General features: G+C 67.9%; 19 protein-coding genes. 8 read left to right on the top strand and 11 right to left on the bottom strand.

Annotation, left to right across the window (positions count from 1 at the left end):
- Nucleotides 1-134 precede the first annotated feature (134 nt).
- Nucleotides 135-1,160 (top strand): LacI family DNA-binding transcriptional regulator, encoded by a 1,026-nt coding sequence (locus LCM15_RS12990; protein WP_224857054.1) that lies wholly within the window; start codon nt 135-137, stop codon nt 1,158-1,160.
- A gap of 232 nt (nt 1,161-1,392) precedes the next feature.
- Here the strand turns inward: LCM15_RS12990 and LCM15_RS12995 are convergent, their stop codons facing one another.
- Nucleotides 1,393-2,301, bottom strand: a complete 909-nt coding sequence (locus tag LCM15_RS12995) for a LysR family transcriptional regulator (protein WP_224857056.1) — start codon at nt 2,299-2,301, stop codon at nt 1,393-1,395.
- A 143-nt stretch (nt 2,302-2,444) separates the two neighbouring features.
- Between LCM15_RS12995 and LCM15_RS13000 the strand changes: the two genes are divergently transcribed.
- From LCM15_RS13000 to LCM15_RS13015, 4 genes are all read left to right on the top strand, one after another.
- The gene (locus LCM15_RS13000) at nt 2,445-3,128 is read left to right on the top strand and encodes a type 1 glutamine amidotransferase domain-containing protein (protein WP_224857058.1); all 684 of its coding nucleotides are present in this window, start codon (nt 2,445-2,447) and stop codon (nt 3,126-3,128) included.
- Nucleotides 3,129-3,430: 302 nt separating this feature from the next.
- A complete protein-coding gene (locus LCM15_RS13005) occupies nt 3,431-4,201 on the top strand; it encodes an amino acid ABC transporter substrate-binding protein (RefSeq protein ID WP_224857060.1) in 771 nt (256 codons plus the stop codon).
- Nucleotides 4,202-4,205: 4 nt separating this feature from the next.
- Nucleotides 4,206-4,880, top strand: a complete 675-nt coding sequence (locus LCM15_RS13010) for an amino acid ABC transporter permease (protein WP_224857062.1) — start codon at nt 4,206-4,208, stop codon at nt 4,878-4,880.
- Nucleotides 4,877-5,611 (top strand): amino acid ABC transporter ATP-binding protein, encoded by a 735-nt coding sequence (locus LCM15_RS13015; protein WP_224857064.1) that lies wholly within the window; start codon nt 4,877-4,879, stop codon nt 5,609-5,611. The genes LCM15_RS13010 and LCM15_RS13015 overlap by 4 nt, the downstream gene beginning before the upstream one ends.
- A 317-nt stretch (nt 5,612-5,928) precedes the next feature.
- On the opposite strand, the gene LCM15_RS13020 is transcribed toward LCM15_RS13015, so the two are convergent.
- From LCM15_RS13020 to LCM15_RS13035, 4 genes are read right to left on the bottom strand one after another with little or no spacing between them, the layout of a single operon-like run.
- Nucleotides 5,929-6,228, bottom strand: a complete 300-nt coding sequence (locus LCM15_RS13020) for a hypothetical protein (RefSeq protein ID WP_224857066.1) — start codon at nt 6,226-6,228, stop codon at nt 5,929-5,931.
- A 36-nt stretch (nt 6,229-6,264) separates the two neighbouring features.
- Entirely contained in the window at nt 6,265-7,593 is a 1,329-nt protein-coding gene (locus LCM15_RS13025; protein WP_224857068.1) for an acyclic terpene utilization AtuA family protein, read from the bottom strand.
- Nucleotides 7,590-9,449, bottom strand: coding sequence for a TRAP transporter permease (locus LCM15_RS13030; protein WP_224857070.1), 1,860 nt, complete (start codon nt 9,447-9,449; stop codon nt 7,590-7,592). The genes LCM15_RS13025 and LCM15_RS13030 overlap by 4 nt, the downstream gene beginning before the upstream one ends.
- Nucleotide 9,450: 1 nt before the next feature.
- Nucleotides 9,451-10,413: a TAXI family TRAP transporter solute-binding subunit gene (locus tag LCM15_RS13035; RefSeq protein ID WP_224857072.1), complete on the bottom strand. Its 963-nt coding sequence runs from the start codon at nt 10,411-10,413 to the stop codon at nt 9,451-9,453.
- Nucleotides 10,414-10,508: 95 nt separating this feature from the next.
- On the opposite strand from LCM15_RS13035, the gene LCM15_RS13040 reads away from it, so the two are divergent.
- Nucleotides 10,509-11,459 carry a LysR family transcriptional regulator gene (locus LCM15_RS13040; RefSeq protein WP_224857074.1) on the top strand — a complete coding sequence of 317 codons (951 nt, stop codon included), beginning with the start codon at nt 10,509-10,511 and terminating at the stop codon, nt 11,457-11,459.
- A gap of 195 nt (nt 11,460-11,654) precedes the next feature.
- Here LCM15_RS13040 and LCM15_RS13045 read toward each other — a convergent pair whose 3' ends face one another.
- From LCM15_RS13045 to LCM15_RS13070, 6 genes are all read right to left on the bottom strand, one after another.
- A complete protein-coding gene (locus tag LCM15_RS13045) occupies nt 11,655-12,602 on the bottom strand; it encodes an ABC transporter substrate-binding protein (protein ID WP_224857227.1) in 948 nt (315 codons plus the stop codon).
- A gap of 38 nt (nt 12,603-12,640) precedes the next feature.
- Entirely contained in the window at nt 12,641-13,639 is a 999-nt protein-coding gene (locus LCM15_RS13050) for an ABC transporter permease (protein WP_412103291.1), read from the bottom strand.
- Entirely contained in the window at nt 13,639-15,156 is a 1,518-nt protein-coding gene (locus LCM15_RS13055; protein WP_224857078.1) for a sugar ABC transporter ATP-binding protein, read from the bottom strand. The genes LCM15_RS13050 and LCM15_RS13055 overlap by 1 nt, the downstream gene beginning before the upstream one ends.
- On the bottom strand, nt 15,153-16,295 hold the full coding sequence (locus LCM15_RS13060; protein WP_224857080.1) for a Gfo/Idh/MocA family protein: 1,143 nt from the start codon (nt 16,293-16,295) through the stop codon (nt 15,153-15,155). The genes LCM15_RS13055 and LCM15_RS13060 overlap by 4 nt, the downstream gene beginning before the upstream one ends.
- A gap of 1 nt (nt 16,296) precedes the next feature.
- Complete coding sequence (locus LCM15_RS13065) at nt 16,297-17,352, bottom strand: sugar phosphate isomerase/epimerase family protein (RefSeq protein WP_224857082.1); 1,056 nt, start codon at nt 17,350-17,352, stop codon at nt 16,297-16,299.
- 102 nt (nt 17,353-17,454) lie between these two features.
- Nucleotides 17,455-18,513, bottom strand: coding sequence for a LacI family DNA-binding transcriptional regulator (locus tag LCM15_RS13070; RefSeq protein WP_224857085.1), 1,059 nt, complete (start codon nt 18,511-18,513; stop codon nt 17,455-17,457).
- A 241-nt stretch (nt 18,514-18,754) separates the two neighbouring features.
- Between LCM15_RS13070 and LCM15_RS13075 the strand changes: the two genes are divergently transcribed.
- A complete protein-coding gene (locus LCM15_RS13075) occupies nt 18,755-19,783 on the top strand; it encodes a LacI family DNA-binding transcriptional regulator (RefSeq protein ID WP_224857087.1) in 1,029 nt (342 codons plus the stop codon).
- 119 nt (nt 19,784-19,902) lie between these two features.
- A complete protein-coding gene (locus LCM15_RS13080; RefSeq protein WP_224857089.1) occupies nt 19,903-21,165 on the top strand; it encodes an ABC transporter substrate-binding protein in 1,263 nt (420 codons plus the stop codon).
- Nucleotides 21,166-21,175: the final 10 nt, after the last annotated feature.

Consider the following 21,175-nt stretch of genomic DNA (forward strand, 5'->3'; position numbering starts at 1 on the left):
CACCGTATGGAGTAGTTGGCCTTCAACCCCTTGCACCCGCGTGCAAAACCGCGTGCAGATTTCCGACTTTCTTGCTAGAACCGAAGGGACGGCGCAGCCCTTGCGCCGCGAAAACCACGTCGGAAGGACATCCCATGAAGACAAGCGCCGGCCCGGCCAGCTTTCCCGCCAACGTAACGGCGGATGACGTGGCCGCCGCCGCCGGGGTGTCGCGCTGGACGGTGAACCGGGCCTTCAAGAAGGAGGCCTCGATCTCGCCCGCCACCCGCGAGAAGGTCATGACCGCAGCCAGATCGCTGGGCTATATCCCGGACCTCAGCGCCGCGGCGCTCGCCTCGGCGCGGTCCAACCTCGTGGCGCTGCTGGTCGACGATTTCGCCAACCCCCACAAGCTCGTGATGCTCGAGCGGCTGACGCGGGCCCTCCGCGGGCGCGGCTGGGACACCCTGCTGGTCAACACGCTCGATCGTGACGACACCGCCCCGGCGCTGCTCAACGCCAGCCAGAGGCGGGTCGACGCGACGATCCTGATTGGGATCCAGTTCGACGACGAGGTGCTCGAGGCCGCCCACAGCGCGCGCCGCTTCAAGAAACTGATCATCTTCGCGCGCACGTCGGAAAACCCCGACACCATCTCGATCGCGGTGGACGACGTCGCCGCGACCCGCGAGATCGCGCGATATGTCACCGATCGCGGCTATCGCCGTCCGCTCTATGTCGCCGGCCCGCGCACCGTTTCGGCGCACCTGATGCGCAAGGAGACCTTCCTCGAGTTCTGGCGTGGCCGCTTTGGCGTTGAGCCGGACAGCGTCAGCGTCGAGGCCTACGACCCGATCCTCTCCGCCGCCTGCAGCCTCGAGCTGCTCGAGACCCGGCCCCGCTCCGAGCATCCCGACATCATCGTGTGCGAAAACGATGCCCTCGCGCTTGGCGTCATCGACACCATCCGGCACCGGCTGAAGCTGCGCGTGCCCGAGGACATCGCGGTGATCGGCTTCGACGACGTGCCGCAATGCGAGAGCCCGAACTACCGGCTGACGACCTACCGCCAGCCGCTGACCGAGATGGCAAACTACCTCGTCGACGTGCTCGAGAGCACCGAGGCGGGCAACCTCGACCGCACCTTCGAGGGGCAGCTGATCGTGCGCGAGAGCGCCTGAGGCCGGGGCTCTCCAAGGCTCGTGATGCGGTCCGGATCTCGAAGACGTTGGCGGGATCTGTCCGGAGCATGGGAAGGCAGGCTTTGACCAGGCAGTGACTGTCGTTTGCGAAGTGGCGCCGCTGCGCAATCTTTGTCATGCTTGCCGCCGCGGTCGTGCCGCGCACGAGACCGCACGCGGAACGGAGAGAAAGCCGGCGTTTTCCGGCAAGGTCCCGCGTTGCCGAACGCTCTTACCCCTCGAAACCCAGCTCCGCGACGATCCCGGCGATGAGCCTGCGCAGCCACACGTGGCCCTCGTCGCGCCGCTGGCTCGGATGCCAGGCGATTTGGCTGGGAAAGGTGCCGAGGTCCACCGGCACCGGTTCGTTGCGCAGCCCGTACGGCCCGGCGGTCATCGCCGCCACCCGCGACGGCACCGTGGCGATCCCGCCAAGCCGGGCGACGGCCTGTGGCGCCGACAGGAAATGCGAGACCGAGATCACCGCGTTGCGCCGCAGCCCCGTGGCCTCCGTGCGCTTGTGCACCCCGGTGCGCCACTTGCCCGGCGGCGTCACCACCACATGCGGCAGCGCCTCGTATCTCTCGCGGTCGAGCGCTGCGCCGTCGGCAAGCACCTCGGGCGCCACAAGGCAGCGGAAGCCGTCGCGGAAGAGCTCGGACACAACGAGGTCGTCCGGCGGCGTGTGGAAGCGGCCCGCGGCGAGGTCGAAGGCCCGGCCGGCAAGCTGGCGGGGATCGAGGTCCGGGCCGATGGGCGCCACCTCGAGCGTGGCGTTCGGCGCCTGTCGGGCAAAGGCGGAGGCCAGCTCCGGCACCAGAACGATCTCGACATAGGGCCCCAGCAGCAGCCGGAACTTGCGGGTCGTGCGTTCGGGGTCGAATGGCTCGGCGGCACGGAATGCCTGTTCCAGCCGCTCGAGGCCCGCCGCGATGTCCGGGGCGATCTCCAGCGCCCGTTCGGTCGGCTCCACCCCGTAACGGGCGCGCAGGAACAGCTCGTCACCAAGTGCCTCGCGCAGACGCGCAAGCGCTGCGCTCACGGTGCTTTGCGATTGGCCGAGCCGTTGCGCGGCGGCGGTGACATTGCGTTCTTCCATGACGGCATGGAAGACGCGAAGAAGGGAGATATCTGGCGTCATATATCCAGAATATCGATTTCTGGCGTCCTGTGCATCAATTTCTCGCCGCGGAATTCCATCCTATATCATCGGCATGAGCGCTGACGATCCTGTCTGACCGGCAGCGCCCGTGCAGGACACAACACCCACAGGAGGCCGCATCCATGGCACGCATACTCATTCTTTCGACCGCATCCGACAGCCTCGGCGATACCGGCAAGCCCACGGGCGTCTGGTACGAAGAGCTGGCGGCCCCGTACTACGCCTTCCTCGACGCCGGCCACGAGGTCACACTCGTCACGCTGGGCGGCAAGGCGGTTCCGATCGACCCGAATTCCGATGTCACCGGCGACGACGCGCCGGCCTCGGTGACACGCTTCCGTGCAGATGACACCGCGCAAGCGCTGATTGAATCCCCCGCAACGCTCGAGGATGCGGACCTGACCGCCTATGACGCCCTCTATATCCCGGGCGGCCACGGGGCGATGTACGACCTCGCAGAGAGCGATCTGGTCGCCAAGGCGATCGGCTCGGTCTGGGACAGCGGCAAGGTCGTCGCGTCCGTCTGCCACGGCCCCGCGGCCTTTGCCAAGGTGGTGGACGCCAAGGGCGAGTCGATCGTGAAGGGGCGCAAGGTGACCGCCTTCACCGACAGCGAGGAGCGGGCCGTCGGGCTTGCGGATGAGGTGCCGTTCCTGCTCGAGACCAAGCTGCGCGAGCTGGGCGCGATCTTCGAGAACGTGGAGGACTGGCAGCCTCACGCGGTCACCGACGGCAAGCTGGTGACCGGCCAGAACCCCGCCTCTTCGGAAGCCGCGGCCAAGCAGGTGCTCGCGCTTCTGGGCTGAGCGAGAGCGGCGACGCCCCTTCGCTGGGGGGGCGTCGCCTGAGGCTTTAGCGTCAGGGCGTCCGGGACCTCCGGGCGCTCTGACGTTGCCTTTCACCAAGCAGGATTCGCCTCGCGCGGGCCGAAGGCAAGCGATGCGCCGACAGACGTCGCAAACGCCCGTTCCGGCCTTCGGGCCTGCGGTGGGACGGCGTTCCACCGGACCCCACTGCCGCCGAAACACCGGCCTTTTCGGAGCTGGCGGCATTGATCCCGCCCGGCTGCGGGAACACCTGAAGGCCTGAATCAACTGGAGTTCCCAAAATGCTCAGATCCATCGCCACCGCCCCGGTCCTTGCCGCGGCGATCACCGCCGGCTTTGCCGGAGCCGCGTCCGCTCAGGAAGCTCAGACGCTGCGTGTCGGCATGTCGGGCGGCTACTTCCCCTTCACCTTCGTCAAGCAGGACGAGCTTCAGGGCTTCGAGGTCGACGTGATGAACGCCGTGGGCGAGGAAGCCGGGCTCGACATCGACTTCGAGACCATGTCCTTTTCCGGCCTGATCGGGGCGCTCGACGCCGGGCGCATCGACACCGTTGCCAACCAGATCACCATCACCGCCGAGCGCGAGGCCAAGTTCGCCTTCACCCAGCCCTATGTCTATGACGGGGCACAGGTCGTGGTGCGCAAGGGCAACGAGGACATCACGGGCGTCGAGGATCTGGCCGGGCGCAGCGTCGCGGTCAATCTCGGTTCGAACTTCGAGCAACTGCTGCGCGAGCTGCCCTTTGCCGACGAGATCGAGGTGAAGACCTACGAATCCAACATCGCGCAGGACACAGCCCTTGGCCGGGTCGATGCCTTCGTGATGGACCGGGTCTCCTCCGCCCAGCTGATTCAGGAAAGCCCGCTGCCGCTCGAGCTGGCCGGCGCGCCCTTCTCGGAGATCCGCAACGCCCTGCCCTTCCGCAACGATGCCGAAGGCACCGAGCTGCGCGACAAGGTCGACGCGGCGCTGAGCGCGCTGCGCGAGGACGGCACCCTCGCCGAGATCTCGCAGAAGTGGTTCGGCACCGACATCACCAGCCCGGAGTAACCTCATGCAGGGTCTGGACCTCGAGTACATGCTGGGGCTGGTTCCGGTCATCCTCGGCTATGTCCCGCTGACCCTCGGGATGGCGGCGGCGGCGATGGTCCTGGCCCTGGTCCTCGCCGCGCTGCTCGCCGTCGAGCGGGTGTTCCGCGTGGCCTGGCTGGACTGGGCGGTGGTGCTGTTCATCAGCTTCTTTCGCGGCACCCCGCTGCTGGTCCAGCTGTTCCTGTTCTACTACGGCCTGCCGCAGGTGCTGAGCGTCCTGACGAGCATCGACGGCGTCACCGCCGCGATCATGGGGCTGACGCTGCATTTCTCGGCCTACATGGCCGAAACCATCCGCGCCGCCATCCTCGGCGTCGACCGCAGCCAGTGGGAGGCGGCGCAGTCGATCGGCATGACCCAGTCCCAGATGATGCGGCGCATCATCCTGCCGCAGGCGGCGCGGGTCGCCGCACCGACACTGGTCAACTACTTCATCGACATGATCAAGGGCACCTCGCTCGCCTTCACGCTCGGGGTCACCGAGATGATGGGCGCGGCCCAGAAGGAAGCCGCCGGCAGCTTCCTCTACTTCGAGGCCTTCCTCGTGGTGGCGCTGATCTACTGGGCGATGGTCGAGCTTCTGAGCCAGGGTCAGGCCTGGCTCGAGACGCAGCTGAACAAGGCGTATGCACGATGATCTCGATCCGCGGCCTCAGCAAGAGCTTCAACGGCACCGCCGTGCTCGACGGCATCGACCTCGACATCGCCGCGGGCGAGCGGGTGGTGGTGATCGGTCCGTCGGGCACCGGCAAGTCGACGCTGCTGCGCAGCCTCAACTTCCTCGACCGGCCAGAAGAGGGACTGATCCGCATCGGCGACGTGATGCTCGATGCCGCCGATGCCAGCAACGCCGAGATCCTCGCCCTACGACGCCGCACGGCCTTCGTGTTCCAGAACTACGCGCTCTTCGCCAACAGGACGGCGAAGGAGAACATCATGGAGGCGCTGGTCACCGTGCAGGGCGTGCCTAAGCCGGACGCCGAGCGCCGGGCGCTCGACGTGCTGGCCGAGACCGGGCTGGCCGACAAGGCCGACAGCTACCCCGCGAGCCTTTCGGGCGGCCAGCAGCAGCGCGTGGGCATCGGACGTGCGATGGCGCTCGGCGCCGAGCTGATGCTGTTCGACGAGCCGACCTCGGCGCTCGATCCCGAATGGGTCGGCGAAGTGCTCGATCTCATGCGCCGGGTCGCGGAACATCGGCAAACCATGCTGATCGTCACGCACGAGATGCAATTCGCCCGCGAGATCGCCGACCGGGTCCTGTTCATGGAGGGCGGCAGGATCGTCGAACAGGGCCCGCCCGAGCAGATCTTCGGCGCGCCAAGGGACCCTCGCCTGCAACGGTTCCTCAAGCGCCTGTCGCAGTAGGGGCGTGGCGTGGCGTCGCTCCGCCGATCGGAGGTCAGCGCGCTCATACCCACTCGTGTCCGAGCGCGTCTGCGTCGAGCCGGAACCACGGAGCGCGCATGAGGTCCACCTCCCGGGCGTCCGAATGCCTTGCAACCCGGGTCGGTGAACGGGCGCCGTGCACCGACGTCGCGGTCGGGGATGGCGCAGCCCGGAAGCGGGTCACGAGCGCGCGTGCCTCTGTCCCGGCGACCGCGCGGCCTCTGCTTGATTGGCGGAGAGACAGTCGCGCCCCTGTCTTCGCGGGCAGGTCTTCGGCGAAAGCCCGGACTGGCGACTTAGAGTTCCAGGTCCAGCAGGACCGATGCAAGGCACTTGCCGTGGGCATCGAGCGCCAGGGACCTTGTGACCCCGCCCTTCAGCGCGCCGCGGATCACGAAGTTGAGCGCGTGCAGCTGGGGCAGCACGTAGCGGGTCACATCCTCCGCCGCCACGCCGCCCATATGCGCCGCCACCCGGTCCGGGGTCAGAGCATCAACGATGCGCGGCCAGTCCTCGGGGCGGTAGGCGATCACCGAGATGTTCGACACATCGCCCTTGTCGCCGGTCCGCGCGTGGGCAATCTCGTGAAGCTTCATGGCCCTGTCCTTTGGCTGACGGAAATCACGAGACGCTCAGGCACCGAGCGTCTCGGAAAGCGCGCTTTGCACCGTGACCGATGCGGCGGGCAGCAGTGTGGAGGCGACCGCGATGATCTCGCGCTGCGCGCGGCTGACGCCGCCCCCGCCCGCCGGGCCGCAGAGATAGAGGCTCTCGACCTCTTCGCCGACCCGCTGCGCGGCCTCCTGATCGGCGCAGCGCGCGGCGACGCGCAGCCGGACCTCGGAGGGCTGCGCCGTGCCGCCGAGGCCCACCGCATCGAGGCCGATGAGATCGGCGCGCAGCTCGAGGATCCGGTCGCCGAGGTCCGACAGGCGCTGGCGCACCAGATCGGCGGCAAGCCGCCCCCGTGCCACGCAGTTCGCCCCGGCGTAGGAAATCTGTCCCTCGCCCCGCCAGCCGTCGCGGTAGCCGACCGAGACCTTGAGCTGACCGGTGGACGTATGCCCCGACCCGCCGGTGACCCGCACGCGGTCGGGGCCGATCTCCTCGAGCTCGACCCGCGAGAAATCGGCCACCACATCGGGCTGCAGGTAGCGGGCGGGATCGTGGATCTCGTAGAGCAGCTGCTCGGTGCAGGTGGCGCGGCTCACCAGCCCGCCGGTGCCGGGCAACTTGGTGATGACCGCGTTCCCGTCCTCGGAGACCTCCGCGAGCGGAAAGCCGACCTCTGCGAGGCCCGGCACGTCCTTGACGCCGGGATCGGCGAAGTAGCCGCCGGTGATCTGCGCCGAGCATTCGAGCAGGTGCCCGACAAGCGTGCCGCGCCCGAGGCGCTCCCAGTCGACCATGGCCCAGCCGAAACGGTACACCAGCGGCGCGAGAAACAGCGCCGGGTCCGAGGCGCGGCCACAGATCACGATGTCGGCCCCGGCCTCGAGCGCCTCGACGATGCCCGAGACGCCGATATAGGCGTTGGCCGAAATCAGCCGCGCCCCGAGCGCGCGCGCCGGGGCGCCGGTCTCGGTCAGGGTGCACTCGCCGATGCGGTCGAGCACGTCGTCGCCGGTCACCGCCGCGACGCTCAGCGTCAGGCCCAGCTCGCGCACCACGGCGCGGGTCCGCTCGGCGGCGGCGCGGGGGTTGGCCGCGCCCATGTTGGTGACGATGCGCGTGCCGTTGCGGGCGCAGGCGGGCAGCACCGCGCGCATCCGCCGCTCGAGCAGCGGGTCGAACCCCGCGCTTGGGTCGGCCAGCCGCGCCTGCTGCGCCAGCGCGATGGTGCGCTCGGCGAGGCATTCGAAGACGAGGAAATCCAGCGCGCCGCGCTCAGCGAGATCGACCGCCGGGCCGATGCGATCGCCCTGAAAGCCCGCGCCCGTTCCGATGCGAACCATGCTCATGCCAGGGCCCTCCGCTGTGCGCGGCCCACCGCGCGGGCGCCGAAGAAGAGCGCCAATGCCAGGAACGGGGTAATGAGCATCGGCCAGATCGCCAGCCCGATGATGACAAGCAGCAGCACCGAGTCGAGCGCGCGCCGGCCCGTCAGGGGCGTGCGGCTCAGCAGCGCGGGCACCGCCAAGACCAGCGCCATGCCCGCGGCCACCGCCTCGACGATCCCGACGATGCCGCCGGACATGGTCATGCCGGGGTAGAGCAGCAGCAGGAAGGGGACGAGGTAGGTCACCGCGCCAAGCCGCACCGCCTCGCCCGCGGCGGGGAGCCAGTTGGTGTTCGCGATGCCCGAGCCGACAAAGACCGCGACGCAGACCGGCGGGGTGATCACCGAGATCGTGGCGAAGTAGAAAACGAAGAGATGCGCGGCCAGCGGATCGACCCCTACGGCGGTCATCGCCGGGGCGAGCACCGCGGCCACCAGCACGTAGGCGGCGGTGGTCGGAAGCCCCATGCCCATGATCAGGCAGACCAGACCGACGATGATCGCCACCAGCACCACCGAGTCCCCGGCCATGGTGACGATCAGCGACGACAGCGTCACGCCGATGCCGGTCATGTTGATCATCGAGACAAGCACCTGCGCCCCGGCCAGCAGCACGCCGATGATGACCATGCCCTTGCCCGCGTCCTCGAGCCCGTCGATCACCCGCCCGGCCATCTTGCGCGGGCTCAGCCGTCCGGCCTGGGTGGCGACGAAGGCGATCAGCAGGCCAACGACCCCGTAGAAGGCGGCGGTGGCGATCGACCGGCCAAGCCAGATGCCGATCCCCAGCCCGCCGAGTGCGGCGAGGATGGGCAGCACCCGGCGCGGAGCGGTGATGGTTTTCCAGTCGGGCATCTCGTCCTCGGGCACCACGGCAAGCCCGCGCTGCTGCGCGACGAAATGCACGGTGACGAAGACCGAGACGTAGAACAGCACCGCCGGAAGGATCGCGCCAACGATGATGGTGGTGTAGGGCAGCCCGAGGATCTCGGCCATGACGAAGGCCGCGGCGCCCATGATCGGCGGCGCGATCTGCCCGCCGGTAGAGGCCACGGCTTCGACCGCCGCCGCGAAGGGGCGCGGGTAGCCGAGGCGGATCATCATCGGGATGGTGAAATTGCCAGTGGTGGCGACATTGGCCACCGCAGAGCCCGAGATCATCCCGAACAGGCCCGAGGCGATGGTGGCGATCTTCGCCGCGCCGCCGGGCTGGCGTCCGCCAAGGCGCATCGCGAGGTCCATGAAGGCCTGCCCGCCGCCGGAGTGCAGCAACAATGCCCCGAAGAGCACGAAGGCCGCGATCACCGTCGCCGCGACGCCGGTGAGCATCCCCCAGATGCCGAGGTCGCCGAGAAAGATGGTCTCGGTGACAAAGGCCGCGTCGAAGCCGCGGTGCCCCAGCGCGCCGGGCAGCAGGTCGCCGAACATCGCATAGCCGATGCCGATCAGCACCAGCACCGGGAAGATCAGGCCCACGGTGCGCCGCCCGAGCTCGAGCACCGACAGCACCAGGCCCACGGTCAGCGCCATGTCGAGCGCCGTGGCCCAGGGCAGCGAGGTCATGATCTCGTCGTAGTTCCAGACCACGTAGCCGCAGGCCCCCACCGTCACCGCGCAGAGCGCGAGGTCGATGGCGAGCCCGAGCGGGCGCCAGGATTTCCCGGCGCCCAGCGGGTAGAGCGCGAAGCCGAGGGAGGCCACGAGGGCGAGGAAGATCGCCCGCTGGATCAGCCCCTCGAAGGGGCCGGTGGCGGCGGTGTAGAAGACGAAGGCCCCGACGAGGATCGCCAGCCCCTTCTGGACGCGCTCCAGTGTCATGTCAGCTTCCCGGCTGCAGCTTCGCGGGGATCTCGAGCCCCTGCTCCTCGAACCAGCGCGCGGCACCCGGGTGAAGCGGAACAGTGCCGTAATCGAGGGTCATCTGGGCGAGGTCCGCGCCCTTCAGGCTGGCCATGGCATTGGCCTGCGCGCTGTCGTCGGCCATGATCGCCGAGACGATCTTGTAGGCGGTCTCGTCATCCATCGAGGCAGGCGCGGCCACGCCGACACCGAAGCTCCAGGTGGTGTAGGCGGGGATGCCGTCGGCGGCGCCCTCGGGGATGTCGATCACCGAGATATCGGGCATCTTCTCGCGCAGCGTGTCGGCCTCGGCCTCCGACAGCCCGACGACGGTGATGTCGGTCGAGGTGGCGATGTCCATGGTCGAGCCGTCGAGCTTCATGCCCGAGCCCGACTTCACGTAGCCGGCCACGCGGTTGTCCTTGATCGCGCCGACGATGTCGGTGGTCGAGCCGCGCACGTAATCGGCCTCGAGCCCCAGAGCGTCGAACACCGCCTCGGTGGTGGACTCGGTGCTCGAGCCCTTGATGCCGGGGTTGAAGCGCACACCCGCAAGCCCTTCGAGGCTGTCGACGCCCGCATCCTTGCGCAGGATGACGTTCTGCGGCGCGTTGGTGTAGACCCAGAGCAGGCGCAGGTCCTGTGCCTTGCCCTCGAAGGCGTTGGTGCCCGACACGGCGTGCTGCGCCGCGTTGGTGGTCACGAGGCCGAGATCGACCTGGCCGCGCGCCATGCGGCGGATATTGTCCATGGTGGCGCCGGTTTCGACCACCGAGGCCTTCAGGCCCTCGGCATTCTCGTTGATCAGCTGGCCAACCGCGACGAAGTAGCCGTAATGGCTCGACGAGGCCGAGGTCGAGCCGATCAGCAAGTCGGTCTCCTGCGCCAGCGCCGGACCGGCAAGCAGAGTTGCGCCCATGAGGGCGAAGAGCGTGTGTTTCATGATGTCCTCCCTTGGACCCCGTCTGCGGGATCGTGAAGGCGACAATGCCGCAGGATCTTTGTTGCTTGAAGTGCGATTTCTGACATTATTCGTGCATGGAACGCACCAATCCCAGCCTTGCCGATTTCAACGCCGTCCTCGTCCTGCTGCGCTGCGGCTCGTTCCGCGCCGCCGCCGAGGTGCTGGCCCTGTCGCCCTCGTCCCTGTCGCGGCAGATCACCGGGCTCGAGACCCGGCTGGGCGCCCGGCTCTTTGATCGCGACACCCGCAACGTCGCCCCCACCGCCTCGGGTCTGGCCTTCGGGCGCGTGGCCGAGCGGATGGTCAACACCGCCGAGGATGGCATGGCAGAGTTCGAGGCGCATCTGTCGGCCCGCAACGGACGGCTGACCATCGCCGGCCTGCCCTCGGTGACCGCGGGCCTGCTGCCCGGGCTGCTGCGCAGCTTCTCGGCGGGACACCCTGCGATCGACCTGCGCATTGTCGATGCGCTCTCGGGCAGCGTGATCGAAGCGGTCGAGGCGGGGGTCGCGGAGATCGGCTTTACCGCCGGCACGCTGTCGGCCCGCAGCCGGCTGACCTTCCAGCCGCTGATGGACGACCATTTCGTCGCCGTGGGCGCACCCGACGGGCCGCTGCGCGATGCGCGCGCCTACGCATGGGAGGAGCTGGTCGAGATGCCCTTCATCGCCATGGCGCAGGGCACCAGCGTCCGCGAGCTGATCGACGGCGCCTGCCTGCGGATCGGCCACGCGCTGGCGCCGCGCTTCGAGGTGGCGCATCTGGCGACCGCCGGGGCGCTCGTCGCCGAAGGTCTGGGCATCACCGCCCTGCCGACGCTGACCCTGCCGGTTCTGCGCACCGAGGCGCTGGTGCAACGCGAGATCACCGGTTTCGGGGCGCGGCGGCGCATCGGGCTGGTGTGGCGCTCGGGGCAGTCCCTGTCCCCCTCGGCGCAAGCCTTCCTGACCCATGTGCGGCAGCGGCTGGCGGTCAGGTCCGGGGCGCCGTGGCTGTCGGAGGGTGCGTCCGGGCCGGCGGTCTAGGAGCTGTGCGCGTCCGGGGGGAGCCATGTCGCTGCGCAGATCGGTGAGATTGCGCCGAGTCAACGGTCGCGACGGCGCCGTTTTCTGCGGTTCGCGGTGTGGCGCTGTAGGGACGTGCGTCGCCACCCTCCGTCGGGCTGCATCGAACCCAGAGGAATCGGGCGGACAGAGCTGCCCGCCCGGAAAGTGCGCCCCTCAGAAGGGGCTGTCGGGATAGTAGAACTGCTCGGCATTCTCAGGCGTGACCAGCACCGACCCGATGGTGAAGGTGCCCGAGACTGGCGCGTTCGACGTCAGCCCGACCGCCGTCAGCTCGATCGCAGTGGCGATCATCGACGGCGGGTAGGTGACGTCGGCCGGGATCATCTCGTCGCCGTCCATCACCCGCTTGACCAGCTCCTTCATGCCGGCGCCGCCGAGCACGAACTGCACGTCATCGCGCCCGGCCGCATCGATCGCCGCCAGCACGCCCACGGCCATGTCGTCGTCCGAGGCCCAGACCGCGTCGATCTGCGGGTGCTTCGACAGGAAGTCCTGCATCACGTTGAAGCTGTCGTCGCGGTTCCAGTTGCCGTGCTCCATGTCGATCACCTCGATGCCCGAGCCTTCGATGGCCTGCTCGAAGCCCTCGACGCGCTCGTTGTCGATGGTCGTGGGAATGCCGCGCAGGACGACGATCTTACCGCCGTCGGGCATCTGCGAGACCATGAATTCGCCCGAGACCTGCCCGAAGCCGGGGTTGTCACCCGCAACATAGAGGTCCTCGACGCCCTCCACCGACAGGCCGCGGTCGACCACAGTGACCCAGGCACCGCTCTCGGCCACAGACTGCACCGGCGGGGTCAGCGGGTCGGATTCGAAGGGCAGCACCACCAGCGCATCGATGCCGCGCGTGGCCACCATGTCCTCGATATCGTTGACTTGCTTGCCCGCGTCCGAGGCCGTGGCGAGCACGAAGTCGAGCTGCGGATAGACCTCCTCGAGCCGCTCGACCGTCTGCTGCGCGTGGAAGTTCATGCCGCCGGCCCAGCCATGGGTTGCCGCGGGGATCGAGACCCCGATCACCCGGGTCTCATCGTCCTGTGCCAGCGCCGCGCCGGTGCTCAGCGTCAGCGCCGTGCATCCGGCGAGCAGCGTCTTCATATAAGACATTTCGTTTCCTCCCTAAGATTGGCGAAGGGTTATCCCTTTGCCTTGGCTTCCCGCTGCAAGATCACCGCGAGAATGATGATGACCCCCTGGATCGCGCCGTTGAGATAGGGCGACACCAGATCGGTCAGATTCAGGATATTGTCGATCATGCTCAGGATCAGAACGCCGATCACCGTCCCCCAGACCCGGCCGAAGCCGCCCTTGAGGATGGTGCCGCCGATGATCACCGCCGCGATCGCCTCGAGCTCCCACAACACGCCGGTCGAGGCCGAGGCCGAGCCGAGCCGCGGCACGTACATGATCGTCGCAACGCCGACGAGCATTCCCAGCATGGCATAGGTCATCAGCCGGGTGCGGTTCACGTTGACGTTCGAATAATGCGCCACGCTCTCGTTCGATCCGATCGCCGCGCAGTGCCGGCCGAAGCGGGCGCGGCTCATCATCACCTCGCCGACGATGACCGTGAGCGCGAAGACGATGATCGGCCAGCTGATCCCGAAGAGCCCGCCAAAGTACACCGGCCGGTAGAAGGTGCGTAGCCCGAAGTCGAGGCTCAGCGTGCCGCCGTCCGCCAGCCAGGTGACGAGGCTGCGGTAGATGCCCATGCTGCCCAGCGTGACGATAAAGGCCTCGATCCCCAGCGTGGTGATCAGGAAACCGTTGAGCAACCCTGCGGCAATCCCAGCCAGCAGCGCAACGGCCATGCCCAGCAGGATGATCGGGATGCCGATCCCCAGCACCGGCAGCGCCGCGTTCATCACCAGGATCATCAATCCGGCGATGAAGGCCGCCATCGATCCCACTGACAGGTCGAGACCGCCGGCGGTGATCACGAAGGTCATGCCGACGGCGATGATGCCGATGAAGGCGGAGCGGGCCAGAACGTTGGTGATGTTGGCCGCGCTCAGGAAGTTGGAGTTCAGCGCGGTGCCCACCACGATCAGCACCAGAAGCGCGATCACCGGCCCCAGAACGCTCATCGAGGGAAGCGCCCTCCGAGGCTTGGTTGCCGCAGTTTCGCTCGTCATCATGCCACCCTTTCCGTGCTGCCCGCACCGACGCCCATGGCGTGGCGGACGATTGTGTCTTCGGTGATCTCGTCGCCGCTCAGGGTCTTGGCGATCCGGCCCGAGCGCATCACCATCACCCTGTCGGACAGGCCGATCACCTCCTGCATCTCGGACGAGATCACGACGATCCCGTGGCCTTCCGCGGCGAGCTTGCGCAGGAAGGCGTAGATCTGCTGCTTGGTGCCGATGTCGATGCCGCGGGTCGGCTCGTCGACGATCAGGATCACCGGCTCGGACTGCATCACCTTGGCCAGCAGGAGCTTCTGCTGGTTGCCGCCCGACAGGTTGCCGACGGCGATGGTGCGCGAACCGGCGCGGATGTCGAACTCTCCGATGGCCCGGTCGAGCGCGCGCTCTTCGGCGGCGGTGTCGATCAGGACGCGGCCATATTTGTGCAGCGCCTGCAAAGTCAGGTTCTCGCGCATCCCCTTGTCGAGCAGCAACCCGCGCAGCTTGCGGTCCTCGGTGAGGTAGCAAAGCCCCCGCTCCAGCGCGTCGCCGGGCCGGGTGATGCTCACCGGCTTGCCGCCGATCTCGATGCGCGTGCTGCTGCAGGCTCGCAGTCCGCACAGCCCCTCCATCGCCTCGGTCCGGCCCGAGCCGATGAGACCCGCGATCCCGAGGATCTCGCCCCGGTGCAGGTCGAACGAGATGTCCTGCGCGCGCCCCGGAACGCTCAGCCCCTCGACGCGCAGCAGGACCTCGCCCTCCGGCGCCTGTGCGGGCTTGTCGGGAAAGAGGTCCGAGACGTCGCGGCCCACCATAGCCGTGGCCATCTCGTCCTCGGTGATGTCGCGCGCCGGCCCGTCATGCACCAGCGTGCCGTCGCGCAGCACCGTCACCGTGTCGGCAATCTCGGCCACCTCGCCAAGCTTGTGCGAGGTGAAGAGGATCGCCGTTCCCTGCTCCCTGAGCGCCCGGACCTGCTCGAACAGGATGCGCGTCTCGGAGCCGGTGAGAACGGCGGTGGGCTCGTCCATCACCAGCACCCGCGCGTCGCGGCTGAGCGCCTTGGCGATCTCGACCATCTGCTTGTCCGAGTTCGTCAGCTTCGCCACCGGCGTGTCGGGATCGATGTGACAGTCGATGCGCGCGAGATACTCGCGCGTCAGCCTGCGCATCCGCGCCTTGTCGAGCAGCCAGCCCTTGCGCAGTTCGCGCCCAAGGAAGATGTTCTGCTCGACCGTGAGCTGCTCGGCGAGGTTGAATTCCTGGTGGATCATCACGATCCCGGCCTCTTCGGCGTCGTGCAGCGAGCCGAAGGACACCTCTTTCCCGTCCAGCAGGATCTGGCCCGAGCTCGGGGCCTCGATGCCGGCGAGGATCTTCATCGTGGTCGACTTGCCCGCGCCATTTTCACCGATCAGCGCCAGCACAGCTCCGGCCCGCAGATCGAGCGTCACCCCGTGGAGCACCTCCACGGGGCCGAAACTCTTGGTCACCTGACGCAGCGCGAGCACGGAGGGCGGGTTCATAGCCTGGTCCATGCCGCGTTGTCGCCAGCCGACGCGACGCAGGCCCTGATGAAGGCCATGCCCTCGCGCCCTGCCGCGATCCCGGGCAGCACGCCCATGACTGCCTCGCGGCTCTCACCGCCCTGCACCGCGCGGATCGCCTGGGCGGCCTCGGTGTAGATCGTGGCAAAGGCCTCGAGATAGCCTTCGGGATGCCCGCCCGGGATGCGGCTGACCGAGGTCGAGGCATCGATGGCCCCCGCACCGTTGCGGGTCAGGCGCCGGGTCGGCTCGCCATGCGGAGTGAACCACAGGTGGTTGGGGCTCTCCTGCGCCCATTCCAGCCCGCCTTTTTCACCGTAGACGCGCAGGCGCAGGCCGTTCTCGTTGCCCGGCGCGACCTGGCTGCACCAGAGCATCCCGCGCGCGCCGCCCTCGTAGCGCAGCAAGATATGGGCGTTGTCGTCGAGCGAGCGCCCGGTCCCGAAGCTCTGCAGATCGGCGGCCAGTTCCGCCCCCGAGAGCCCGGTCACGAAGCCCGCGAGATTGTAGGCATGGGTGCCGATGTCCCCGATCGAGCCCCCCGCCCCGGAGCGTTCGGGATCGGTGCGCCACTCGGCCTGCTTCACGCCCTCGGTCTCGACCGCATCGGTCAGCCAGTCCTGAGGGTATTCCACCTGCACGATGCGGATCTTTCCGATGGCCCCGTCCGCAACCATCTGCCGCGCCTGCCGGATCATCGGATAGCCGGTGTAGTTGTGGGTGAGGATGAACAGCGCCTTGCTTTCGGCGACCGCCCGTTCCATCGCCTCGGCGTCGTCAAAGGTGGCGGTCAGCGGCTTGTCGCAGATCACGTGGATGCCGCGTGACAGGAACGCCTTCGCCGCCGGGAAGTGCACGTGGTTCGGCGTGACGATGCTGACCGCCTCGATGCCATCCTCGCGCGCGGACTCGGCCTCGGCCATCTCCTCGAAGCTGCCGTAGGAGCGCGCCGGGTCGAGCCCCAGCGCCTCGGCGCTGGCGCGCGCCTTTTCCGGAGTCGAGGACAGCGCCCCCGCCACCAGATCGAAATGGCCGTCGATGCGGCTCGCGATGCGGTGCACCCCGCCGATGAAGGCGTCGTTGCCGCCGCCGACCATGCCCAGTCTGATGCGTGCCATGTCAGTCGATCCCCAGCAGTGTCTTGTTGGTTGCCTCGTCGATGTCGCCGCCTGCGAAATCGTCGAAGGCGTGCGGCGTGACGCGGATGATGTGATCCTTGACGAACTGCGCCCCCTCGCGCGCGCCGTCCTCGGGATGCTTGAGCGCGCATTCCCATTCGACCACGGCCCAGCCGTCGAAATCGATCGCGGCCATCTTGGCGAAGATCGCACCGAAATCGACCTGCCCGTCACCGAGGCTGCGGAAGCGCCCCGCCCGGTCGACCCAGGGCTGATAGCCGCCATAGACGCCCTGCCGGCCGGTCGGATTGAACTCGGCGTCCTTGACGTGGAACATCTTGATGCGCTCGGCATAGATGTCGATGTTGTCGAGATAATCGAGGCACTGCAGCACGTAATGCGACGGATCGTAGAGCATGTTGCAGCGCGCGTGCCCGTCGAGCTTCTCGAGGAACATCTCGAAGGTGATGCCGTCGTGCAGATCCTCCATCGGATGGATCTCGTAGCAGACGTCGACGCCGCACTCCTCGGCATGATCGAGGATCGGCCGCCAGCGCCGGGCCAGTTCGTCAAAAGCGGTGTCGACCATGCCTTGAGGGCGCTGCGGGAAGGGATAGACGAAGGGCCAGCACAGCCCGCCCGAGAACGTCACGTGCTGTCCGATGCCGAGGTTCTTCGAGGCGGTGAGCGCCTTCTTCACCTGCGCCACGGCCCATTCGGTGCGCTCTTTCGGCTTGCCCTGCACCTCGGGCGCGGCGAAGCCGTCGACCCAGGCATCATAGGCCGGGTGCACCGCGACGAGCTGGCCGAGGATGTGGGTCGACAGGTCAGTCACCTCGACGCCGTTGTCGCGCGCCTGTCCCGCCCATTCGTCGCAATAGGCCTGCGAGCTTGCCAGCTTGTCGAGATCGACCAGCCGCGCGTCCCAGACCGGCACCTGCACGCCCTTGTAGCCGCAATCCGCGGCCCACTTGGTGATCCCGTCCCAGCTGTCGAATGGCGCGGTGTCGCCGGCGAATTGTGCCAGGAACAGGCCCGGTCCCTTGATGGTCTTCATCGTCTCCTCCCTTTCACCGCCGGATCCCGGCGGCCTTCAATGACGTTCATGTGTCGGCAGCGCGCGGCGGGGCCTTTCCCGCAGCGTTTGCCACGGGGCGCGTCACCCCGCGCGCTCGAGCGCGCCTGCCGGCTCCTGCGGCAGGTTCTCCCGCACGAAAATTGTCGGCACGATCGGATCGGTGCGCAGCAGCGCGCGCCGGTCGGCCAGCAGCGTCAGGTGTTCGACCACCCGCGCCACCTCTTCCTCGGGCCGCTGGTCGATGATCACGTCGATCAGCCCGTCCTCGAGCGCGCGCCGCGAGTGCGGCACGAGCTCGTGCAGGAACACGTAAGGTCGCGCCGTCCCGGGCGGCAGCGCCTCGAGCACCCGGACAAGCCCCGCATTCCCCGCGCCCGCGCTGTAGATCGCGGTGATCTCGGGATCCCGGCTCAGCGCCTCGCGGACGAGGGTTTCGACCAGTTCGAAGCGGTCGCGGCCCTCGACCACGGGGGCAAGCTCAAACGCGCTGCCGAGAACCTCACGCATCCCCGAGAGCCGCTCGGCATGGTCGCGCGCCGAGGGCGCGCCGACCACCGGCAGCACCCTTCCCGCGCGGCCGCCATGCGCCATACCGATAAGCCGTCCGACGGTGCGGCCCGCGACGACATTGTCGATGCCGACATAGGCGTCGCGCTGAGAGCTCGGCACGTCCGAGACCAGCGTGACCACCGGGATGTTGCGGGCGCGTAGCTCCGCAATGGCCGCCGTGGTCCGCGGGTCATCGCTCGCGACCACCGCCACGCCATCCATGCGTGCCTCTGCCAGCGCGGCCATTTTCCCGGTGAGGGCCTGCGCGTCGAAGGCCTCGACGCTTTCGATGGAGAGGCTGATGCGGTCGGCCTTCAGCCTGGAGGCGGCCTCGTCGAAGAGCGCCTGCACGCGGCGGAAGAAGGCATTGGAGCCTGCCGGAAGGATGATGCCGAACCGATAGACCCGCTGTTGCGACAGGTTCGCCGCGGCGACATTGCGCACGTAGCCCAACGCCTCGATCGCGGCGTGAACGCTGCGAGAGGTCTTTTCGGACACTCCGGCGCGGCCGTTCACAACACGATCCGCCGTCGCATAGCTCACGCCAGCGCGACGGGCGACATCCGACAGAGTCGGTGGCCGTCTGGTCATTGCAGTCCTCCCTGCGGAAAAGGCTCGCAGGGAACGCGGGTCAGGTCAACGGGAATTTGATAGACGTCTATCACAATCTGTGGGCGGTCTTCCGTGCGGGGCGGCGCACTGCCCCTGCCCCATTCGGTGAAATCCCCCGCCGCGCCGGCGAAAATGCCTTCATTCCGAAGTCGCTACCTGCTAATCTCTCATAATCTGATTATCGTACGTCATTTATGCTACCCGGAGGCAACCCGCTGCGATGACCCGCCCTACCATTCACGATGTGGCCCGTGTGGCGGGCGTCAGCCTGTCGACCGTCGACCGGGTTCTGAACGACCGCGAGGGGGTTCGCGAGAAGACCCGCAGCCGCGTTCTCGAGGCGATCGGCAATCTCGGGTTCGAGCGCAACCTCGCCGCCGCCAACCTCTCGCGCAAGCGCCGCTACCGGCTTTGCTTCATCCTTCCCGAGGGTGAGAACAGCTTCATGCGCGCGCTCGAGGCGGACCTGGCGGAAGAGGCCGCCGCCGTCCTGCGCGATTTCACGGTGATCGAGACCCGCAAGGTTCCGGCCTTCGATGCGGGCGCGCTCGCCGATCTGCTGCGCGGCCTCGACCCCGAAGCGGTGGACGGGGTGGCCATGGTCGCCACGGACGCCACCGTCGTGCGCATCGCCGTGCGCGAGCTGCGTGCGCGCGGGATCGCCGTGGTCACGCTCGTGTCGGATCTGCCGGGGCCAGAAAAACAAGGCTTCGTGGGCATCGACAACGTTCAGGCCGGGCGCACCGCGGGCAGCTTGCTGGGGCGGTTCTGCCGTGGCCGAAGCGGTCGCATCGCGATGGTCAGCGGCTCGATGCTGGTGCGCGATCACGCCGAGCGGCGGCTTGGATTCGAACAGGTGCTGCGCACCGAGTTCCCCGATCAGACGCCCCTCGCGCCGATCGAGGGACGCGACGACAAGAACCGGGTCCGGGAGCAACTGTCCGCGCAGCTTGCCGAGTATCCCGATATCATCGGGGTCTACAGCATGGGCGCGGGAAACCGGGGCGCGGCCGAGGCGCTGGCCGACCTGCCGCCCGGGCGCGATGTCGCCGTCGTCGTGCACGAGCTGACACCCTATTCGCGCGAGGCGCTGCTCGACGGCACCTTCGATGCTGTTCTGCACCAGAACAGCCGGCGCGAGGTGCAGGGCGCGATCGCGCTGCTGCGCGGCCTGCTCGACGACCAGACTCCGCCGCCCGCGGTCGAGCCGATCCGCGTCGAGATCTACATGCGCGACAACCTGCCCTGAAAAACACGGGCGCAACTGACACGTTGCGCAGGGCAAATTTCTGACGTACGTTCGTCAGGAAATCGGATTCGCCGATAGCGGGTGGAGGACTCGCGGCGGATCAGCCAAGGGAGGATTTCATGAGACATACCGTTGCAATCGCGGCGCTGATGGGCGGGCTGGCTTCGGCCGGGGGCGCCATCGCGCAGACCGAGATCACCGTGCTGCGCGTCGCCGTCAACGACGAGCAGGAGGCCTATTACGAGCAGATCGCCGAGGCCTACGAGGCGGAGAACCCGGAGGTGAGCGTCACCTTCGAGTACATCGCCAACGAAGCCTACAAGTCGAAGCTGCCGACCCTGCTGCAATCCGATGCGCGGCCCGACATCTTCTACAGCTGGGGCGGGCAGACCCTCGTCGAGCAGGCCGAGGCGGGCTTCCTGAAGCCGATCAGCGACCTGCTTCCCGAGGGCGTTGCCGACACCCTCCCCGAGGCGGGGCTGACCGCCTATTCGGTCGACGGCACGCTCTACGGCCTGCCGCTCTACGGCACCGAGGTGGTGTTCTGGACCAACACCAAGCTCACCGATGAAGCCGGCATCGACCTCGACGCGATCAAGAGCTGGGACGATTTCCTCGGCGCGGTGAAGACCGTCAAGGAGACCGGCATTACCCCGATCGTGGTCGGCGGGCAGGACAAGTGGCCGCTGCACTTCTACTGGAGCTACCTCGCGCTGCGCGAAGGCGGCAAGGACATCATCACGCAGGCGATGGCGGGTGAGGATGGCGGCTTCGAGAACGAGGCCTTCGTGGCGGCCGGCGAGGATTTTCAGGAGCTGGTCGCTCTCGAGCCCTTCCAGCCCGGTTTCATGGGCACCACCTACGAGACTTCGAGCGGCATGTTCGCCGACGGCGGCGGCGCCTTCTACCTGATGGGCGACTGGGACTACCTGCCGATGCGCGAGCGCTCCACCAGCGGCGAGGGCCTGCCCGACGACCAGCTGGCGATCGTGAACTTCCCGGCGATCTCGGACCCGGTGGCCGAGGGCGGCGAGGCCGCGACGCTCGGCGGCATCAACGGCTGGGCCGTGTCGAACTCGGCAGAACCCGAGGCGGTGGAATTCCTCGCCTTCATGCTCAGCGCGGAGAACCAGCGTGAGGCCGCGCGCCAGCAGCTCTTCATCCCCATCGTCAAGGGCACCGGCGATGCGCTGGACAACCCGTTCTACGCCAAGGTCTCGAAGGACATCGAGGACAGCTCCTACCACCAGATCTTCCTCGACCAGTTCCTCGGAGCCTCGGTCGGTGCGACGGTGAACGACATCTCTGCCGATCTGGCGCAGGGCGCGATCACGCCGGAGGAGGCCGCAGCGCAGGTCCAGGAGGCCTGGAGCTTCCGCTGACGCGCCGCGC

It is taken from the genome of Salipiger bermudensis, assembly GCF_020171625.1.
In the GTDB taxonomy this organism is placed as follows: domain Bacteria; phylum Pseudomonadota; class Alphaproteobacteria; order Rhodobacterales; family Rhodobacteraceae; genus Salipiger; species Salipiger bermudensis_B.

What these genes read in the sequence shown, in the direction of transcription:
- LCM15_RS12990 (WP_224857054.1), top strand. Translation starts at nt 135, where the DNA reads ATGAAGACAAGCGCCGGCCCGGCCAGCTTTCCCGCCAACGTAACGGCG.
- LCM15_RS12995 (WP_224857056.1), bottom strand. Translation starts at nt 2,301, where the DNA reads ATGACGCCAGATATCTCCCTTCTTCGCGTCTTCCATGCCGTCATGGAA.
- LCM15_RS13000 (WP_224857058.1), top strand. Translation starts at nt 2,445, where the DNA reads ATGGCACGCATACTCATTCTTTCGACCGCATCCGACAGCCTCGGCGAT.
- LCM15_RS13005 (WP_224857060.1), top strand. Translation starts at nt 3,431, where the DNA reads ATGCTCAGATCCATCGCCACCGCCCCGGTCCTTGCCGCGGCGATCACC.
- LCM15_RS13010 (WP_224857062.1), top strand. Translation starts at nt 4,206, where the DNA reads ATGCAGGGTCTGGACCTCGAGTACATGCTGGGGCTGGTTCCGGTCATC.
- LCM15_RS13015 (WP_224857064.1), top strand. Translation starts at nt 4,877, where the DNA reads ATGATCTCGATCCGCGGCCTCAGCAAGAGCTTCAACGGCACCGCCGTG.
- LCM15_RS13020 (WP_224857066.1), bottom strand. Translation starts at nt 6,228, where the DNA reads ATGAAGCTTCACGAGATTGCCCACGCGCGGACCGGCGACAAGGGCGAT.
- LCM15_RS13025 (WP_224857068.1), bottom strand. Translation starts at nt 7,593, where the DNA reads ATGAGCATGGTTCGCATCGGAACGGGCGCGGGCTTTCAGGGCGATCGC.
- LCM15_RS13030 (WP_224857070.1), bottom strand. Translation starts at nt 9,449, where the DNA reads ATGACACTGGAGCGCGTCCAGAAGGGGCTGGCGATCCTCGTCGGGGCC.
- LCM15_RS13035 (WP_224857072.1), bottom strand. Translation starts at nt 10,413, where the DNA reads ATGAAACACACGCTCTTCGCCCTCATGGGCGCAACTCTGCTTGCCGGT.
- LCM15_RS13040 (WP_224857074.1), top strand. Translation starts at nt 10,509, where the DNA reads ATGGAACGCACCAATCCCAGCCTTGCCGATTTCAACGCCGTCCTCGTC.
- LCM15_RS13045 (WP_224857227.1), bottom strand. Translation starts at nt 12,602, where the DNA reads ATGAAGACGCTGCTCGCCGGATGCACGGCGCTGACGCTGAGCACCGGC.
- LCM15_RS13050 (WP_412103291.1), bottom strand. Translation starts at nt 13,639, where the DNA reads ATGACGAGCGAAACTGCGGCAACCAAGCCTCGGAGGGCGCTTCCCTCG.
- LCM15_RS13055 (WP_224857078.1), bottom strand. Translation starts at nt 15,156, where the DNA reads ATGAACCCGCCCTCCGTGCTCGCGCTGCGTCAGGTGACCAAGAGTTTC.
- LCM15_RS13060 (WP_224857080.1), bottom strand. Translation starts at nt 16,295, where the DNA reads ATGGCACGCATCAGACTGGGCATGGTCGGCGGCGGCAACGACGCCTTC.
- LCM15_RS13065 (WP_224857082.1), bottom strand. Translation starts at nt 17,352, where the DNA reads ATGAAGACCATCAAGGGACCGGGCCTGTTCCTGGCACAATTCGCCGGC.
- LCM15_RS13070 (WP_224857085.1), bottom strand. Translation starts at nt 18,513, where the DNA reads ATGACCAGACGGCCACCGACTCTGTCGGATGTCGCCCGTCGCGCTGGC.
- LCM15_RS13075 (WP_224857087.1), top strand. Translation starts at nt 18,755, where the DNA reads ATGACCCGCCCTACCATTCACGATGTGGCCCGTGTGGCGGGCGTCAGC.
- LCM15_RS13080 (WP_224857089.1), top strand. Translation starts at nt 19,903, where the DNA reads ATGAGACATACCGTTGCAATCGCGGCGCTGATGGGCGGGCTGGCTTCG.